Source organism: Arthrobacter sp. 01T425 (assembly GCF_056398725.1).
The window spans coordinates 79413-97542 of the sequence record NZ_JBFTPY010000003.1; the positions used below are offsets into that span (position 1 = coordinate 79413).

An 18130-nucleotide genomic window follows, 5' to 3' on the forward strand; every position below is an offset into this window, starting at 1 on the left:
TGCCGGGTCGATAGCTCCAGGACGAGTGGAGGCCCTGGTTTCGGCGAGCCAAGTTCGGCAGCTAGGACGATTTTGAGCCGTGAGTTGATTCGTCGAGGACGAGTGCCAGGAGTCCGGGAAAGCGTCGATCGAGTTCTTCGCGGCGGAGCCAGTTGCGGTGCCTGTTTCCCTGCGCCTCCTGCTTGATGAGACCTGACTCGCGCAGAATGCGCCAGTGGCGCGTGAGGGCGGACTTGGAGACACCGTAGTCCGCGTTGCTGCAGGCCCGGCCCGGTTCATCCGCGAGCTGCACGACGATCGCCCTACGCACCGGGTCGGTGAGGGCTGACATCACGTCGAAGAGATCGAACTCGTCCTCGGCAGGGATGGTGAGCGGGTTTGCCAAACGACTAGCCATGGTTCCTATCCTAATCCGCAATGCCTAAAGATGTACCACTTTACGCGTACATGATCTACAGTTGATGTACGAGTCTGCGTGTACATCAATCATGCTGATTGGTGCCAGGAACAGCAAGCCCCCGTAATCACCTATCCAGCGCAGCCCACGGGGCTGTGCTCCACACGAACGAAAGAGGACCACCCATGAAGGTTTCTGTCATCGGCGCCGGAGCAATCGGCGGCAACATTGCACGTCGACTCAGTGAAGCCGGGCACGAAGTGCTCATCGCAAATGCGCGCGGACCCGAGAGCGCCAGCGCTGAGGTGTCCGATGCGGGTGCGCAGCCGGCCGAGCTGGGGGTTGTGACCCAGGACAGGGACGTCATCATCCTGGCGATTCCGTTTGGCGTCCAGCCCAAGCTCAAGGACCTGGTCACGACCGTGCCGGAGAACACGGTGGTCGTAGACACGTCAAACTACTACCCCGGAATGAACGGGCACATCGAGGCCGTCATTGACGGCCAGGTCGAGAGCCTGTGGAGCCAGGAGCAGCTGGGACGCCCGGTCGTGAAAGCCTGGAACGCGGCGTTGGCTGAGACGCAACGGAGCATGGGGAAGCCAGCCGGCAGCCCCGACCGGATCGCGATCCCGGTCGCGGGTGACTCAGCAGAGGCTCGCGCAACGGTGATGCAGCTCGTAGACGATACCGGCTTCGACGCGTACGACGCCGGCTCCCTCGCCGAGTCGTGGCGCCAGCAGCCCGGCACCCCGGCCTACTGCACTGAGCTGGGCCTCAGGGACCTCGGTCAGGCTCTGGCCGCCGCCGTCAAGGACAAAGCGCCGGGCACCCGCGACCGACTGATGGAGCACTTCGGTTCCCTGGGCGAGATGCCCTCCCGTAAGGAAACCGTCGCGATCAATCGCGCCGCCCACCACTGAAGCAACCTGCCTACCCGCAGAAAAAAGAGGAAAACATGACAACCGGAAAACAGATGATCCTGGGGATGCACCTCGGCAACGGGTACGGGTCACAGGGTTCGGCCTGGAGGGCCCCCGGGGTGGACCCCGCGAACTACACCAGCTTCGATGCGCAGGTCCGCTACGCCCAGGCCGCCGAACGGGGTAAGTTCGCGTTCTTGTTCCTGCCTGATTTCCTGGGCGAGCAGGCGGACCTGACCCGCGAATCGCTCATGATCACCCTTGAGCCCATGATGACGCTGGCGGCCATCGCCCGTGAGACCGAGCGCATCGGGCTGGTGGCCACGGGCTCCACGACCTTCAACGAACCCTTCAACATCGCACGCCAGTTCAAAGCGCTCGACGTGATGAGTCACGGTCGCGTGGGCTGGAACGCGGTGACCACCAGTGACCCGGCCGCTGCCGCGAATTATGGGCAGTCGATTGCTCCTCGGCCCGAACGTTACCAGCGTGCCCACGAGACCATCCGGATCACTCAGGCCCTGTGGGGGAGTTGGCAGCAGGACGCCTGGGTGAAGGACACCGCTACTGGCCGGTTCGCTGACCCGGCGAAGATCCAGCCCATCAACCTACAGGGCGAATATGTCGCTTCCCGCGGCCCACTGCCCATCCCCCCATCCGAGCAAGGCCAGCCCGTCATCTTCTCCGCCGGTGGCGGAGGAAACGGGGCAGAACTCGCCGGCCGGTACGCCAGCGGGGTCATCGGCGCCGTGTTCACCATTGAGGACGCCCGCAACCAGCGCGAAGCGCTCCGCGAGGCGGCCCGCCGGGCAGGCCGCGACCCCGACGAAGTGAAATTCTTCGCTGGCGTGATGCCGGCCATCGCCGCCACCACGCGAGCCGCTCTGGACCGCCGGGTCGCACTGGGCGGACTCACCGCTCCGGGACGTGTCCCCTACCTGGGATCGATGCTGAACCTAACCCTTGAGGTCAGTCAGCTCGACGAACCATTGAGGCCCGCTCAGCTGGCTGCTGCAAGCCCGAGCCCATTCGATCCGCGCTCCGTTCGCGCCCTTGATGTCGCCCGCGAGGGGTGGACGATCCGCGACATTCTCGCCCACGGCGTCATCGACTATCACCCCACCCCCGCCGGTCCCGCCTCGGTCACCGCGGATCACATGCAGGAATGGTTCGAAGCCGGCGCCTGCGACGGGTTCTGGGTCTCCATCGACATCAACGAAGACGGCATCGACACCTTCGTCGACGAAGTCGTCCCCCTGCTGCAGGAACGCGGGCTCTTCCACCACGACTACGAAGGCACAACCCTCCGGGATCACCTCGGCGCGCCCGCGCAATACGGGATCGACCCCCGGATCGCCGCCTCGGCTAGCTGACATGACAGCTACCGGAACCCGCCCACAGTCTAGAAAGAGCACCCTTGACATGCCGACAGTTGACATGACGACAACCGACACTCGAGGCATTGATTCCGGACTGTTCCGCAGCGCGGTCGGCCAGTACGCTTCCGGGATCACCGTCATCACCGCGGGCGGCGATGCCGGACCGATCGGGTTCACATGTCAGTCGTTCTACAGCGTGTCGGTCGACCCGCCGCTCGTGTCGTTCAGCGTCATGAAGACCTCGACCACCTACCCGCGAATCCGCGACACGGGAAAGTTTGCGGTCAACATTTTGTCCCGCGAGCAGGAAGCCGTATCCAGCCAGTTCGCACGCAAAGGTACCGACAAATGGGTGAACGTTCAGTGGACTCCGTCAGAGGAGGGGAATCCCGTCCTTGACGGGACCCTCGCCTGGCTCGACTGCCGGATCTGGGCCGAGCACGATGCCGGGGACCACATCATCGTCCTCGGACAGGTCCTCGAGCTGGGCGCAACCGACGAACATCTTCCCGAACCCCTCTTGTACTTCGAGGGGCAGTACCGAGCGCTTCGCCCTAACAGCAACTTATGAAAGCCGGTTGCACCCACAAGGACACCATGCAGCAACAGCGTCACTATCCGTTCTCTGACGGACACCCGCCATTTACCGCTGACAAAACGACGCCAAATACCGCTGCGATTCACAATTTTGACTACAAGCTCGCGCCTAAGTGGATGATTCTCATAAATAGTTCTCGAAACCGTACGGTCGAGCTCGGAGTCGGAATCGAGTTTTGAGAAGAGAAAACCCATATGCCGGCACAGCGTCTGGCCCGGCGCCTCGCGCGTGGTCCCTTGCCATCCCCGCGGCCGTTCGGGATGATGCCTAGGCGCGGTGCTTTAGTGCCTAAGCCGAAAGGGGCGCCGATGTTGCAGGCATTTGGCTGGGGTCTGCTTGCCGGGTCCTCGTACTTCCTGGGTGGACTGCTCGCTCTGCGGTGGCGCGTCGGCAACAGCGTCCTACTCGGCATCCTGACCGGGCTCGGTGCCGGCGCCCTGCTCTCGGCAGTCGCCTACAAGCTCGTCGCCGAGGCCGGACGGCTGGCTGGCGGAAGCGGTTATGTCGGGGTGGGGCTGATCGGCGGGGCCGTGGCAACGGCGTGGGTGGTGACGGGTGCCGTGCGCGGCCGGAGGCTGTCCGAACCTCCCGTCCACGAGCCCAGGTTCCTTGTGATCGGGCTGTCCGTGGTCGCCGAAGCGGTTGTTATCACGGGGGCGCTACTCAGTGGCTACGGCATCAGTGCCGCGGTGCTTGCCGCTGTCTTCCTCTGCGGCGTGCCCGAGGCCATGGCCGACACCGGACCGCTGCGCAAGTCAGGCATGACCACCCGCCACGTCATGTCCGCCTGGCTGGCCATGACGTTCTTGTGCGCCGCGTCGGTGGCCGTCTTCATGGTGCTGCTGCGGGCAGCCCCGCCCGAGGTGGTGGCCTTCACGCTGGCCTTCGCCGGCGGCGGCATCCTGACGAACGTAACGACCCGCATGGTGCCGGAGGGGCTCCGGGACGCCGGCGCCGCCACCGGCATCGCGATCGCCGTCGGCTTCGGCCTCTCGTTCGCCCTCGTGGAGATCCTCGGCGGGCACTGAGGCCGCGGCCGTTTTCATCCTTCGGCTTTCCGGGGACCGGCATGTCGCAGAAGACATCATGGCCACGGCCTTCCTCGAGCTTTGGAGGCGCCGCGACACAGTGCGGGTCATTGAGGGGGCTGTCCTTCCCTGGCTGCTCGTCACGACGACGAATGCGGCACGCAACAGTAACCGGGCATCACTGCGCCGTCGAAAGCTCCTCAGCTCACTTCAGCGGACCAACGGATCTCGAAAAGGAACGGGGCACCGAGACCGAAATCGAGTTTCGAGAAGGAGCCCGGAAGCCCAGATCGCATTGAATGCGGAGGATCTTTCCGACCGTCCCGGGTTCGATGAACAGTTTCTGGGTGCCCGGGTCGGCATGCCGCCCCTACTCGGCGTCGAGTCGGTCCTGTTCCCCTACACCCACTTTTCCATCCTCATGCGGCTGCACAAACGCCTGGCAGCCGTCACTGCGCTAGGAATCGACGGCACCAAGCTGATCGCTCTGGACCGGTCCGGGATCCAGTGGAAACTGGATCCGCGGCTGCGCGCGGACGAACAGGCCGGCGAGACGGTCTACGCCCGCAACGACGTCGACCGCGGCCACCTCGTCCGCAGGGCATCAGCAGTATGGGGCGACACACCGGCGGAAGCCGCCCGGGCCAACGCGGACACGTTCCGCTATACAAACGCAGCCCCGCAGGCGGCCAAGTTTAACCAGGGAATGGACCTCTGGCTCGGCCTGGAGTCCTACCTGCAGGAGAACGCAGCCGACAACAGCCGGCGGCTCGTCGTCTTCACGGGCCCGATCTTCGGGGACACCGACCCCGTCTAACGCGGCGTGCAGATCCCGCTGAAGTTCTTCAAAGTTGCCGCCTTCATGCACCACGGCTCCCTCGCCGCCACCGGATATGTCGTGGACCAGACACCCCAGCTGGCGGACCTCCCGGATGTACCCCGCCCGGGTGCACTGGACGAGGCTCCCCCACTGGGTCCGTTCCGAACATTCCAGGTACCCATCAGAGACATCGCGGTGCTGACCGGGCTCGACCTGGAACAACTGACCGCCGTGGACCGGATGCCCATTGCATCAGCGCTGCCCACCGCCCGGGTCGCTTCAACCTGGCGGCGACTGAGAACACCGCAGGACCTTGATCTCGACTTCGATCTAAACGACTAGGAACAGAACCCGTAGCCCGCTTGCCTCGCCTGCGTTTGCGCGGCAAATGGGCTGGTCACTTCATCCGCGGAAATCGGGGCCGAGGTTCAACAACCAGGAATTGTCATTCCATCTGAGTGAAAATTGAACGTCCGCAGGGTTTCCGGATGGGTCCGTGGTGCTTACTCGCACGCCCGCGACGTCTGGGGGCAATTCCGAAGAATAGACAGTGGTGTATCCAGAGTCTTTGACCCCGCCCCACTCCGAAAGCATCAACTGGGCGTTAGAGTCCGCAGTTTGCGGGCCGGGCTGTGCAAGCTTGACCAGCTGGTCCTTGTCTTGGGCATTCAGAGCATGCATAACCGATGAGACCACCGCATCGCGTTTACCGAGATCAGGAGCCGGTCCGCTCGTGCAGGCGCTGAGTGATAAAGCCGAGAGGAGCAGGACAACGCATGCCATAAAGGTCGTGGCCAGCAAACGGATTTTCATCGTCTCGATCCTGTAGTTCTCAATACCCACCAGGTCTCACCTGGATCTGCATCCTACTTATTCCCGGCTAGATACTCCATGAACGCGCTGCTGAAGTGGGTGAAGACGGCGAGGTCGAGCGGGCTTTGGTTCACTCGAGCCAAAACGCGCAAATGTACCCCTTCTCGAAACGAAGGATTTTGAGAATCACCGGAATTGAGCCTGTCGGCCCTACTTCACGGAGCCACGCCGTTGGCTGGTCACGTCAGCCCAGCAGCAGGAGCGCGGTGAAGTAGCCGGTCAGGCACCGGCCGCCGGACCAGACCGCGAGCCGGCGGCCGGGTTCTACCCTCCGCGGCCTATTCGGCCAGTTTTGCCACTGCCTGGGCTGTGAATCGCAGCGATAAGTGGCGGCATTTTCGCAGCGCTAAATGTCACGCCTGGTGCCCGTATGCAGATTATTCAGCGGGCGGTCAGGCCGGGTTAGCTGCAGAATTCGTGGCAAGGACGTCTTTGCGGATTGCCCAACGGCCGATGGCTGCCGCTGCGCCAACACTGGCCCATGGGATCAGCAGCCAGGGCTGCCATCCGAGACCCAGGACGCTTCCCAGCAGCCAGAACACGAGAGCGGGCACCGCGAAAAAGGCTCCGATGTGGATCCATTGATTCCTGACCGGGCGCAAAAGATAGGCCAACACCCAGGCCAATGGCACCGCGAACACCAAGGAAACTCCGAAGCCATACAGAATCACCATGCCCAAAAAGCCCCATACGTAGCCGGCGTCGGTGCCGTCCCGCAAGGCGGGCACACCATAGCCTGCCGTCACCAGGAGAACTAGCACTCCCACCCAGAGCGAGGTGGCGATGAGCCAGCCCTTGATAAACGCGTACGCATCCAGGACCACCCTGTGTGACCGAACTGCCTGCGGCTGCGCCGCATCCCCCAATGCCATGGGCATAGCCTACCGATGCGCAAAAGCTTCCCCCTCGTGCCGAGGGTGCGGCCGTCCGATAGGGGGTCCCCACCGCGACACCATCCGCCCGCACTGGTGCTGCGAGAAAATCCGGTACGGATACTGGAATCCTGGGATCGCGCCTAACCCGGCCGCCATACTGTCCCGCTCAGGTTGGGCAATCGCGACAGTTGCACCTGCCCCGCAGATCATTGGCTGCGTCCGGGTCCAACGAACGGGACCTGGCAGCGCCGTGCAAGGCGTTTACGGGTCTGGGCGCCCCCAAGGACCTGATCATTAGTGACCACGGCGTGACCGGAAGGAATGGGAACGGCCGGGACTGAACGAAGCCCTGGCGGCTGTCCGGGCCGGCGGCACTTTTGTTGTCACCAAACTCGATCGGTTCACCCGGCCCCTACCCGATGTTCGAAAACCTCATCGAGGACACGAGGAGAAGTTCCCAGGAGTTCCGGCTGCCGACAGGTATGACCACGAGGACTTGAACTCGACTCACAGCAAGTCATGCAGTTCCAGGCGCTCCCGGCCATGAAGGAGTACGCAGCAACACCGCTGTCCGAGCCAAGAGAAGGAGCCGCGAGACCCCAGCCGCCACCAACACAAATGGGCCCCGCAGGGGCCCATAAAAGGAGATTTGTACACATTCAGCGGCCCACAAGCCCCTGAACAGGGAAAACACGTGCCCGAGGTGGGACTCGAACTGCATTCCCTCCCCTGCAAACACTGGGCACCCGCGGAAACATGCGGAATCCGGCCCGATCCGGCCAATGTACGACCCGATCCGAAGCCCAACGTGTGTACTTTGTACACACCCCAAATTGGCCAAGTCAGAGCATTGCAACCACCAGCCGCACCCACGCCGGGGTGCGGCTGTTCTGTATACTGCGCCAGGAGCCTTCCGGAACGGTCAGCCCCAGCATCAGGCTCCTTCTGCCGCGGCCGACAGAACGTTTCGTCCCGCGGATGGTGGTGGATCCGGCCGTTGGGCTGTTCGGGGCTGACGAGTGGGTATTCACGGCCATGCTGGACGGCTGGCAGGCAACAGATGCTCGCTCGAGGGCTGAAGACGCTTGCCACCTCCCTGCAGAATGAACAAGCCATGCGGGAACCGCTGCACCCCGGGCGTCGGGCGAATGAAGCCTACGGACGCGTTCCCGAGTCCAACTACCGAGTGACGGGCACGCCTCGAGGAACCGGGCTGAGATCGAGCTGCGCCGACAACTGCCACAGCCTGTGGCACACATCCCGCGGGTGGACGGATTGCCGGCCTGTCTCGCCCCTGGCGACGTCCTCGCCCACCCAGACACCCCCGCCGTGTGGAAGCAGGGAACTGAGCCAACGAAATCTGGACAGAATCCTGAATCTCAGGAAATCCCTCAAGTCGTCCAACGTAGAACCGGTCTACGCCCTGGTTGACTGCTCCTCGTTGTCAACCCGCCCGGCCGGAGGGCTGTGCGGCAGCCCCGCTGGCCATCAAGCATCGGTCACACGCTATGCAGGAAGGATTCGCCCCGCCAATAAGATGCAACCTGACCGGTCAAGCGTGGACAAGGGCTACTTCTTCTTGTCCATCAACAGGTTGGTGATGCGCATGGTGCACAGGCGCTGGCCTGCCTCGTTAGTGATGACCACCTCGTGGGTGGTGAGTGTCCCTCCCAAGTGCAGGGGTGTGGCAGTAATGGTGATCTGCCCCTCGCGGGCGGAACGGTGGTGCGTGGCCGAAACGTCTATGCCCACGGCAGTCTTGCTCAGGGTGCTGGCGTGTATTACGGCCGCCCAAGATCCCACAGCTTCGCCTACCGCGAGGGATGCGCCGCCGTGCAACAGGCCGAACGACTGCCTGTTGCCCTCCACCGGCATGGTGGCGACCACGCGCTGCACCGACTCCTCCGTTATCTTCACTCCCATTTTCACGTCCAGCTCACCGAGCGTGATCTTCCAGGGCGACGTATCGGTGGCGGGACTGTCCTCGGACGGGGTGGTCATGTGCTCTCCTTTGACGGTTTAAGTTCTGGTGTGCGGCACGCCGCTCTCATGCGCTGTGATCCTGAGACCGGACGGACGGTCAGTGGTGATCTGGGGCCCGTGTTTCGATATCCTTGGGCCGCCTTAGGCTGTGAACTGGTGGCGTTGGCACGATGTCTTCCGTGCGCGACGATATTTCTTTGTCTAGAGCAGGCGATCGAGTCGTGCATCGTTGTTGTTGATCCACGCCAGAAACATCCGGCGGTCGACTTTTCCCCTGTCGGTCAGTGGCATCTCACTGAGTAAGTAATAGTCCATCGGCCTCTTGTCCCTGCTTAGAACTGCTTCCAGCCCTGATGCGAGGGTGGTTGCGGTGAGCCCCCCGCAGGAAGGAACGATTCCGGCCACCACACGGTGACCTCGCAGGTCATCTGGCGTACCGACTGCTACGGCAGTTTCGATGCCGGGGACGGAAGTCAGGGCGAGCTCGATTTCGTGCGGGTAGACGTTTTTGCCTGCAGTGTTGATCATGTCCGAGCTCCGCCCGAGTATGTGTAAATCCCCGTCATGGAGGTATCCCTGATCTCCGACAGTGAAGTAGCCGTCCAGACAACGGAGGGCCTTCCCGTCATCGCCCCAAAGGTAGCCCTGACACACCATGGGGCTTTTGACGCTGATGTTGCCCGGGGTGCCCTCTGGCAGAGGCCGTCCATGGTCATCGAGGATCTTTACTTCTACGCCGGGGAAAGGCCGGCCAATGGCGGTACCGGCGGCATCTAGTGGCTCCCCCGCGGCGAAACCACGACCGGACACGAAGCTGAGTTCCCCGGCGCCGTAGTACTCGAAGATGGTGGCGTTCGGTGCCCAGCGCCTGGCTGCATCCAAGGTTCGGGCGTCCAGCTTGGACCCGGCGCAGATGATCGTCCTGATCGCGGAGGCATCGACTGATGCCATGAGTCCTCGTTCGCTGAGGAGGCGGAGCATAGTTGGGACGAGAACCAACCTGGTGATCCCGTCATGGATGATCACTGCGTGCGCGTCGCCGACATCGAAGCTGCGCAGGGTGTGGAATTCAGTGCCGGCATAGAGGCACTCGGAGAGTGCGTAAAGGTTCAGGCTTGCCGAGAGCGGTCCGGGGGCGAGCGTCCTGTCGTCCGGGCGGAGGCCGAAAAACTCAACGGACGCGTCAAAGGAGGCTTGCCAGGACCGGCGGGAGCGGGTGAAGGCCTTGGGTGTGGACGTCGTGCCGGCGGTAAAGCCTATGAGGAAAGTCGAGTCCGGATCGCCGTCTTCCAGCACAGTTCCGGCGGCACGGGACGGGGAGGGCAGCCTCCGGGCGATCTCTTCCATGGCCTGGGGCGTCCAGGCGGGATCGAGTACAGCGAGCTGTCGTTCTCCGGCTATTCCGGCGCAGTAAAGCGCAGCAAACTCGGCCGTGTTGGGTTCGGACAAGATGTAAGTGTCCGGAGTCGACGGGACGAGCTCCTCGGCTGCGCCCCGAAGCTCGGACCAGCTGAATCCACGGCCGCCGACGGCAATTGCCGTGTCGGCCGGGCGGAGGTCCGCCCACCTCTGGATTCTGTTCAGGAATGGCAACGGTTCACGTCCTGTTGATTTGCTTGGCTTCTTACCCGGTCAGGTGACGGCTGGCGGCGGCGTGAATGCTTCATCGGGCCCAATCGGCGAACGGGATGGGGGCGCCGAAGATCAGGCCGGCCAGGGTCATGCCGAGGGCTGAGCCGATGTAGCGCATGCTCGTGGGAAGTGATTCGGAGAAGAACGCGGCCCGGGTGCCGGCAGTGATTTGGATACCGCACAGGGCCATGGCGATGATGGCGACGCTGGCCGGGTAGTTCATGGAGGGGAACATGGTGCCGGCGGCCACACCCTGCAGGATCAGGCCGACACCCGGTCAAGACCGGGCCCTTGATCTGACACTTTCGGCTATGCCTCTGTTGTAGCAGGGGCCTCCGCCGGCTGGCCGGCGCGGCGCTTCATCAGGGCCGTCCGGCGCACGACGCAGACCAGGTCGTTGTCCTGGTTGTAGCCGCGGTGTTCGATGCCCACGATCCCGGTGTCCGGACGCGACCTTGATTCCCGCTTGTCCAGGGCCTCGGTCTCCACACGGAGGGTGTCGCCGAAGAACACAGGCTTGGGGAACTCGATGTCCCGGAAGCCGAGGTTGCCCAGGGTAGTGCCAAGGGTGGTGTCCTGGACCGGGATACCGGTGACCAGGCCGAGGGTGAAGATGCTGTTGACGATCTGCTTCCCGAAGATGCTCTGCTTCGAGAACTCCGCATCCAGGTGCAGCGGCTGGACGTTCATGGTCAGCGCTGTGATTAGCAGGTTGTCCGTCTCCGTGACGGTGCGGGTAACGTCGTGCCTGATGACGTCTCCGACGACGAAATCCTCAAAATACATTCCGGCCATGGCTGGCCTCCTTTACTTGGGTGGGGTTTGTTAGGTAATGGTCACGCTGCGGCGAGGGCCAGTGCCTCGCGTGCGTGGTTGGCGTGGGCCAGGTCAATGTGGTCCCCGCGGTAGGAGACGGCGCCGTGGCCGTTGCGCTGGCCTTCCTCGAAGGCGGCGATCAGGCCTTCGTAGTACTCCTTCAGCGTCTCGGTCAGGCCGTATTCCTCGTTGGCGATGGGGGCGTGCGAGGGGTGGATCAACACCTGCCCGGTGTAGCCCAGGCCGCTGTTGTCCTGGGCGAAGGTGCGCATCCCTTCCAGGTTCCGCACCTCCTGCCAGAGCCCCAGCACGATGGTGCGGATGCCGGCGGAACGCGCCGCCACCACCACCTTGCTTCGGAGGTACAGAGTTTCCACCCCGGCGGCCGTCCAGCGGAAGCCGACCTCCCGGGAGACGTCCGCATCCTTGGCGGCCGCTGCCATCACTCCGCCAACCCGGGGGCCGGCCAGGATCTCATCCACCTTGTTGATGGAGGCCGCGGTTTCCAGGGAGGGCATCAGTTCAACGGTTCCGCGGTCAATGCCGTGATCGAGTTCCGCCGCCGTGACCAGCGCGTCGAACCGGACCACGTCGTCGCGGGAGAACAGCTTGGGGAGCAGGAACGCGGTCAGGTTGCGGTGCGTCACCCCGGCCACGTCGCGGCCGAAGTAGACGGTGTCCAGGGCATTCGGGCGGATCAGGATGCCCTTCGAACCATCATGGGCATCCAGTGCGTCACGGGCATTGGTGCGGGCCAGTTCCTTGTCCTGCTCGGGGACGGAGTCCTCCAGGTCGATGATGATGGCATCGGCCTCGGAGTTCAGCGCCTTGTCGATCCAGTCCCGCTTGTGCCCGGGGACAAAGAGCAGCGAACGGAACGGTTTCATGCCGCCACTTCCTCGGTGATCTTGGTCAGCAGGGTGCCGGCGGCCATGGAATCGCCCACGACGGCGGTGATCTCACCGACCACTCCGGAGGCCGGCGCGGCGATGGGGTTCTCCATCTTCATGGCTTCCAGGACGAACAGCACGTCGCCCTTGGCCACCCTCTGCCCGGCGGCCGCGTTGATCTTGATAATGGTGCCCTGCATCGGAGCCTTGACGGTTCCGTCGCTGACTTTCTCGCGCTTGGCCCGTGCCTGCCGCGTCCGGCCGGTGGTGGCTGCCGGATCAGCGGCTGACGGGTCGGCCAGGGCCGGGGCCGCGTTGCCGTAGCCGCCCGCGCTGCCGTAGTCATTGAACGTGGGAATGATGAAGAAGCGTCCGCCCACCTCCACGTTGGCGCGGTCCACGGGCTCGGGTTCCGTGAAGTCGACGGTCTCCTCCAGCCACAGCGTGCTGAAGCGAAGCTCCTGGAAATCCGGGTGCGAAACAATGGTCTGCGCAGCCGGGGCCGTGGTGGGCACACCTTCGATCTGCAGCCGCTCCAGGCCGCCGAGCAGGCGTTTGATCGCCGTCTCGCGGTCCGGGCCGTAGGCAATCAGCTTGCCGATGAGGCTGTCGTACAGCGGCAGCACCGTGTCGCCGGACTCGTATCCGGCGTCGAACCGCAGGCCCTCGCCGACCGGTGCGGTGAGGAGGTCCACCGGGCCCGGGGCGGGGAGGAAGCGGCCTTCCGCGACGTCCTCGGCGTTGATGCGTGCCTCGATGGCTGCGCCCTTGGGGGTGAGGTTGCCCAGGATGGACAGTTCCTCGCCTGCCGCCACGCGGATCTGCTCCGCGATCAGGTCCACGCCGTGCACCATTTCGGTGACGGGGTGTTCGACCTGGATGCGGGTGTTCATTTCGAGGAAGTAGAACTTCTCGTCCTCCACCAGGAACTCAACAGTGCCGGCGCCGACGTAGCCAACCTCGCGGGCCAGCCGGACGGCGGCCTCACCCATGTTCCGGCGCAGGGTGTCGGAGAGGCCGGGGGCCGGGGACTCCTCCACCAGCTTCTGGTGGCGGCGCTGTACGGAGCAGTCGCGGTCACCCACGAAGACGGTGTTTCCGTGCGTGTCGGCGAAGACCTGCACTTCAACGTGGCGGGCGTGGGTGAGGTACCGCTCGAGGTAGACCTCGCCGTTGCCGAAGGCCGCGGTGGCTTCACGGACGGCGGCGTCGAACGCTTCTTTGGCTTGCGGTTCGGAGTCGATGCGGCGCATGCCGCGTCCGCCGCCGCCTGCCGAAGCCTTTACCAGGACGGGGTAGCCATGCTCGGCGCCGAACGCCTCGACGGCGGCTGCGCTGGCAATGGCTCCGTCGGTGCCCGGTGCGAGGGGCACCTGGACGCGGATGGCCACATCGCGGGCGGCCACTTTGCCGCCCATGGTGGTGATGGCGTAGGGCGACGGTCCAATGAACGTCAATCCCGCGGCAGCCACAGCCTCCGCGAACTCCGGGTTCTCGGAGAGGAAGCCGTAGCCCGGGTGAATGGCCTGGGCACCCGATTCGAGCGCCGCCGCGATGATCTTAGGGATGCTCAGGTAGTTGCTGCTGGCGGGACCATCGCCGAGGTCGATGGCGGTGTCCGCCGCGCGGACGTGCATGGACCCGGCGTCCGCGGACGAATAGACAGCAACGGACTCGACGCCGAGGGCGCGGCAGCTGCGTGCCACCCGGACGGCGATTTCGCCGCGGTTGGCGATCAGGATTTTGGTGAACATGATTGTCCTTAGGGCTAGGGCTAGGGCTAGGGCGCAGGAATCAGCGCAGGATGCAGGCGTTGCGGCATTCGCCGATGCCGTCGATCGAAGTAGTGACGACGCTGCCGTCGGTGAGGAATTCCTTGGGAGTGAGGCCGTCGCCTACACCTCCCGGTGTGCCGCTGAGAATCACATCGCCCGGGTGGAGCGTGGTGATCGCGGAAATGTAGCGGACCAGGTTAACGGGGCTGAACACCAGGTCGCCGGTATGCGCCTTTTGTTTGGCCGCCCCGTCCACCGTGCAGGTAATTTCCAGGTCCGGTGCGGTTCCTGCGTCATCGGCCGTCAGCAGGAACGGGCCCAGCGGGGTGGTGGTGTCGAAGGTTTTGCCCTGCAGCCACTCGGGCGTCCGGCGCTGGAAGTCGCGGGCTGAGATGTCGTTTGCCACCGTGAAACCGGCAATCGCCGCCGCCGCTTCCTCGGCCGAGGCCCGCGAGACCCTGCTTCCGATGACGATGGCGAGCTCAGCCTCCCAGTCCACGGATTCGGAACCCTGCGGCAGGACGATCGGATCGTTGGCACCGATCAGGGCGTCCGCGAATTTGGCGAAGAGGGTGGGGTGCTCCGGCAGTTCCCGGCCCATCTCAAGGATGTGCTCGCGGTAGTTGAGCCCGACGCACACAATCTTTCCGGGGGCGGTGACCAGCGGCGCGAACTCGGCCCCGTCAATCGCGAGGCGTGTGCCGCCGTCGTACTGATCCACTGCCGGCGATCCGGCACGGAGCCAATCCCCCACGTCGGCAAACGGCAAGAGCGCCAGAGCACCATCCACCTCCACGGCGGCTGCGGTGCCGCCTTCAATCCGTATCGTTGCGAGTTTCATGCGCCCCATCCCAGGTTCGATTTCAGCTGAGCCTTCACGAGCTTGCCGGCCGCGGACCGCGGCAGCTCGTCGGCACCCATGAAGACGATTTTCTTTGGAATCTTGTAGCCGGCCAGGTGCCCGCGGAGGAAGGCGGATAGTTCCTCCCCGTTCGCCTGCAGTCCGCTGCGGAGCACGACGACGGCCCGCACCTCCTCGTCCCAGCGCGGGTCCGGGACACCCACCACGGCTGCTTCCAAGACGGCGGGGTGCAGGTACAGCGCCTGCTCGATCTCGGCGGAATAAACATTCTCACCACCGGTCTTGATCATTTCCTTCAGCCGGTCCCGGAAGAAGTAATAGCCGCGCTCATCCTGCACGGCCAGATCTCCGGTATGGAGCCAGCCGCCGCGGAAGGCCTCGGCGGTAGCTTCGGGCCGGCCATAGTAGCCGGTCATCAGGGACGGGCCCTTGACGCAGATCTCGCCAAGCTCACCGGGGCGAACCGGCTGGCCGAACGGATCCTGGAGCTGCGCTTCGGCGAGCAGGTACTCGGTGCCGATGGAACCGTCGACGGCGGGATCCAGCATGTCTTCCGGCTTGAGCCGGGTGACCATGGGCCCGGCCTCGGTGAGCCCGTAACGGAAGTACAGTTCGGCGTCGGGCAGCAGGTCAGTGAACAGCTGCTTGTCCGGCATCCGCAGCAGGCCGGCGCCGGTATGGACGGCTTTGAGGTGGGTCTTGATGGCCGGGTCCGCGAAGACGCCGTTTTCCATCAGGCGGCGCATCATGTTGGGGATGAGGAAGGTGTTGGTGATCCGTTCCCGTCCCACCAGGTCCACAATGAGTTCGTCGTTGAACTTCTCGGCGATGACGCTGGTGGCCCCGCCGATGAAGTGCGGCACCAGCCAGCACAGCAGCGCCGCGGAGTGGAAGAACGGCGTGATGATCAGGCCGCGTTCCTCGCGGCGGCTGCCCATCCTGCAGTCGTACATCTCGTTGAACGCGTTGGCGGCGGCTGCCCCGTGGGAAATGACCACGCCCTTGGGCGTCCCCGTGCTTCCGCCCGTGTAGATGATGCAGAGAGGGCTGTCCAGGGTGGCCACGTCCTCCAGCGGACCGGAGCCGGTACGCAGGGCGTCGATCTCCGAACCCTGGCGGACCAGCCGCGGCAGCTCCTGCTCGGTCCGGCCCAGGATTTCCAGGGCCTCCTGTGCGTTGGGAACGAGCCGGTCCTCCACCAGGAGGATCTTCGCGCCCGTCTCCTTGATGCCTGCTGCAAGTTCCGCGGGTGCCCAGCGCCAGTTGTAGGCAACGTAGGTGCCCCCGGCGGCAGCGACACCGAAGAAGACCTCGGCGTTAAAGGTCGAGTTTCCGGCCAGCACCCCCACGTTATCGCCTGCAGCGACGCCGGCGTCCCGCAGGCCGCGTCCCAGGCTCCATGCACTCTCGGCGAGCTCGGCGAAAGTCAGCCGGCTGGTGCCGTCGACGATGGCTTCGCGCGTCGGGTAGCGCCGGTGGTTGAGTTTGATCCACTCACCAATCGTTCGCATCTTTGCTCCTCGGTGTGGCTGGTCCGGCTAGCCGGTCATCGCAGCGCTTATTCTGCGACGAACAAGCGTTCGTTCGAAAGTTTAGTATGAGTTGGGTCGCGCCGCAAGGGGGGCGGTTCAATCACCCCGGCGCCGATGGAGTGGCTGGCAGGCGGGGGCCGATGCCTCGACACCCCTTGCGCGAGATCCACATCACACCCTACACTTCGAACGAACGCTTGTTCATGTACGAACGCTTGTTCTTCTCCATCGCATCCCAGGCCTATATTTTCCCTATGGGGTCCGGGCCCTCCCTGAGAAGAGGATGCGGAGTGTAGTTGCGGTTCGCTGCACACGACGGAGACCGGCGAACGCCACTGACTTTCCACCTATCCAAGGAGTGAGTTCCAATGTCGGAATTGACGAATCCTGTTCAGACCCCGCCGCCCTTGGTGCGCGAAGCACCCACGTTCGATCCGAAGACAGCCAGGACCGCCGTGGCGAGCGGCACGTTCGGCACCGCACTTGAGTGGTTCGACTTCGCCGTGTACGGCACCCTGTCGGCAACCCTCTTCCCCTCGCTCTTCTTCCCCAGCTTTGATACGAACTCGGCCATCCTTGCCTCGTTTGCCACCTTCGGGGCCGGCATGGTGGCCCGCCCCCTCGGCGGAATCATCTTCGGCGCCCTGGGCGACAGGATCGGCCGACGCAACGTCCTGATGTTCACCCTGATTCTCATGGGCATGTCCTCGGTACTGATCGGCCTGCTGCCCACCTACGCCGTGGCGGGACTCATTGCACCGACACTTTTGGTGGTGCTTCGCTTCCTCCAGGGCTTCGCCCTCGGCGGCGAGGCCACTGGCGTTCAAGTGCTCGTAGTCGAGCACGCGCCCGTCAACCATCGGGGCCTTTTCGGCGGCATCCTAGCCACCGGCTCTCCGCTGGCGCAAACCTTCGCCTCGATCACCCTCACCGGGCTGGCGATGTTCCTTTCCAAGGACGCTTTTGCCGCGTGGGGTTGGAGGATCCCCTTCCTGATGGGCGTGCTGTTGCTCGTGGTGGGCGTCTTCATCCGCCGGCGGGTGGAAGAAACCCCGGCTTTCAAGGAGAACCAGAGGAAAGCTGCCGAATCAGTAGTTCCGCAGGAGCGTGCCCTGGCCGTGATCGTGAAGAAGCCGGGAACCGTCATCAAGCTGGTGCTGTCCTGGGCCGCGTCCGCCGGCCTGTTCTGGATCAGCGTCACCTACGCCGTGAACTACCTGACCAAGGAACTCGGTTACGAAAACTCGATCACCTTCGGCCTGTTGCTCGTGGCCAACCTGATCTCCATCCCGGCCGCAATTTTCGGCGGCAAGCTCAGCGACCGCATCGGCCGCAAGAAGACCTTCCTCCTCGGCCTGACCCTGCAGGGTATAGCTGCCGGCACCATGTTCCCCATCATGAACTCCATGAACTACCCTGCCAGCGTCGCGATCATCGCCCTGGCCCTGTGCGGCATTCAAATCACAGCCGGTACCCAGGCCGCGTTCTTCTCCGAATCGCTCCCGACGAGCATGCGCTACACCGGCTCAGCTCTCGGCATGACCCTCGCCGGCCTGATTTTCGGCGCCCCCATCCCGTTCATCGCGGCCTGGATCTTCCAGAACACCGAAAACGGAACGGCCGCCCTGACGGCCATCGCACTCGGACTGGTGCTCATCTCCGTCATTGCCACCCTGACGCTCCCGGAGCGGTTCAAGCAGTCGCTGCACGAGGAACACTGACCAGCCTTCCTCACCGCATTGGAGCAACC

19 protein-coding genes and 1 pseudogene are annotated in these 18130 nt (G+C 64.1%); 9 read left to right on the forward strand and 11 right to left on the reverse strand.

What is annotated here, in order from left to right; translation table 11 throughout:
• Positions 1–61: 61 nt before the first annotated feature.
• The gene (locus tag AC1DNG_RS05620) at positions 62–397 is read right to left on the reverse strand and encodes an ArsR/SmtB family transcription factor (protein WP_476886834.1); all 336 of its coding nucleotides are present in this window, start codon (positions 395–397) and stop codon (positions 62–64) included.
• 185 nt (positions 398–582) lie between these two features.
• Here AC1DNG_RS05620 and AC1DNG_RS05625 point away from each other — a divergent pair, with 185 nt between their 5' ends.
• The 7 genes and pseudogenes from AC1DNG_RS05625 (at position 583) to AC1DNG_RS05655 (ending at position 5484) form a co-directional block, all read left to right on the forward strand.
• A complete protein-coding gene (locus tag AC1DNG_RS05625; RefSeq protein ID WP_476886835.1) occupies positions 583–1317 on the forward strand; it encodes an NADPH-dependent F420 reductase in 735 nt (244 codons plus the stop codon).
• Between the two features lie 35 nt (positions 1318–1352).
• Positions 1353–2690 carry an NtaA/DmoA family FMN-dependent monooxygenase gene (locus AC1DNG_RS05630; RefSeq protein WP_476886836.1) on the forward strand — a complete coding sequence of 446 codons (1338 nt, stop codon included), beginning with the start codon at positions 1353–1355 and terminating at the stop codon, positions 2688–2690.
• A gap of 64 nt (positions 2691–2754) precedes the next feature.
• Entirely contained in the window at positions 2755–3267 is a 513-nt protein-coding gene (locus tag AC1DNG_RS05635) for a flavin reductase family protein (protein WP_476886837.1), read from the forward strand.
• Positions 3268–3602: 335 nt separating this feature from the next.
• Positions 3603–4322 carry a ZIP family metal transporter gene (locus AC1DNG_RS05640; protein ID WP_476886838.1) on the forward strand — a complete coding sequence of 240 codons (720 nt, stop codon included), beginning with the start codon at positions 3603–3605 and terminating at the stop codon, positions 4320–4322.
• A 16-nt stretch (positions 4323–4338) separates the two neighbouring features.
• Positions 4339–4485 (forward strand): annotated as a pseudogene (locus AC1DNG_RS05645) (sigma factor); the annotation flags it as partial.
• Between the two features lie 198 nt (positions 4486–4683).
• Complete coding sequence (locus AC1DNG_RS05650) at positions 4684–5139, forward strand: DNA/RNA non-specific endonuclease (RefSeq protein ID WP_476886839.1); 456 nt, start codon at positions 4684–4686, stop codon at positions 5137–5139.
• A gap of 6 nt (positions 5140–5145) precedes the next feature.
• Entirely contained in the window at positions 5146–5484 is a 339-nt protein-coding gene (locus AC1DNG_RS05655; RefSeq protein ID WP_476886840.1) for a hypothetical protein, read from the forward strand.
• Between the two features lie 60 nt (positions 5485–5544).
• Here the strand turns inward: AC1DNG_RS05655 and AC1DNG_RS05660 are convergent, their stop codons facing one another.
• Both AC1DNG_RS05660 and AC1DNG_RS05665 read right to left on the reverse strand, forming a co-directional pair.
• On the reverse strand, positions 5545–5985 hold the full coding sequence (locus tag AC1DNG_RS05660; protein WP_476886841.1) for a hypothetical protein: 441 nt from the start codon (positions 5983–5985) through the stop codon (positions 5545–5547).
• A 422-nt stretch (positions 5986–6407) separates the two neighbouring features.
• Positions 6408–6887 (reverse strand): hypothetical protein, encoded by a 480-nt coding sequence (locus AC1DNG_RS05665; protein ID WP_476886842.1) that lies wholly within the window; start codon positions 6885–6887, stop codon positions 6408–6410.
• A 352-nt stretch (positions 6888–7239) separates the two neighbouring features.
• Between AC1DNG_RS05665 and AC1DNG_RS05670 the strand changes: the two genes are divergently transcribed.
• Entirely contained in the window at positions 7240–7437 is a 198-nt protein-coding gene (locus AC1DNG_RS05670; RefSeq protein ID WP_476886959.1) for a hypothetical protein, read from the forward strand.
• A gap of 1022 nt (positions 7438–8459) precedes the next feature.
• Here the strand turns inward: AC1DNG_RS05670 and AC1DNG_RS05675 are convergent.
• The 8 genes from AC1DNG_RS05675 to AC1DNG_RS05710 form a co-directional block, all read right to left on the reverse strand.
• Positions 8460–8891, reverse strand: a complete 432-nt coding sequence (locus AC1DNG_RS05675; protein ID WP_476886843.1) for a PaaI family thioesterase — start codon at positions 8889–8891, stop codon at positions 8460–8462.
• A gap of 183 nt (positions 8892–9074) precedes the next feature.
• Complete coding sequence (locus AC1DNG_RS05680; protein ID WP_476886844.1) at positions 9075–10466, reverse strand: class I adenylate-forming enzyme family protein; 1392 nt, start codon at positions 10464–10466, stop codon at positions 9075–9077.
• A gap of 70 nt (positions 10467–10536) precedes the next feature.
• Positions 10537–10755: a hypothetical protein gene (locus AC1DNG_RS05685; protein WP_476886845.1), complete on the reverse strand. Its 219-nt coding sequence runs from the start codon at positions 10753–10755 to the stop codon at positions 10537–10539.
• Between the two features lie 59 nt (positions 10756–10814).
• On the reverse strand, positions 10815–11300 hold the full coding sequence (locus tag AC1DNG_RS05690) for a MaoC family dehydratase (RefSeq protein WP_476886846.1): 486 nt from the start codon (positions 11298–11300) through the stop codon (positions 10815–10817).
• Positions 11301–11341: 41 nt separating this feature from the next.
• On the reverse strand, positions 11342–12208 hold the full coding sequence (locus tag AC1DNG_RS05695) for an HpcH/HpaI aldolase/citrate lyase family protein (protein WP_476886847.1): 867 nt from the start codon (positions 12206–12208) through the stop codon (positions 11342–11344).
• Positions 12205–13965, reverse strand: a complete 1761-nt coding sequence (locus tag AC1DNG_RS05700; RefSeq protein ID WP_476886848.1) for an acetyl/propionyl/methylcrotonyl-CoA carboxylase subunit alpha — start codon at positions 13963–13965, stop codon at positions 12205–12207. The genes AC1DNG_RS05695 and AC1DNG_RS05700 overlap by 4 nt, the downstream gene beginning before the upstream one ends.
• A gap of 40 nt (positions 13966–14005) precedes the next feature.
• Positions 14006–14827 (reverse strand): fumarylacetoacetate hydrolase family protein, encoded by an 822-nt coding sequence (locus AC1DNG_RS05705; protein ID WP_476886849.1) that lies wholly within the window; start codon positions 14825–14827, stop codon positions 14006–14008.
• On the reverse strand, positions 14824–16359 hold the full coding sequence (locus AC1DNG_RS05710) for a class I adenylate-forming enzyme family protein (protein ID WP_476886850.1): 1536 nt from the start codon (positions 16357–16359) through the stop codon (positions 14824–14826). Before AC1DNG_RS05710 ends, AC1DNG_RS05705 begins: the two co-directional genes overlap by 4 nt.
• 389 nt (positions 16360–16748) lie before the next feature.
• Here AC1DNG_RS05710 and AC1DNG_RS05715 point away from each other — a divergent pair, with 389 nt between their 5' ends.
• Positions 16749–18101 (forward strand): MFS transporter, encoded by a 1353-nt coding sequence (locus tag AC1DNG_RS05715; protein WP_476886851.1) that lies wholly within the window; start codon positions 16749–16751, stop codon positions 18099–18101.
• The last annotated feature ends 29 nt before the right edge of the window (positions 18102–18130 follow it).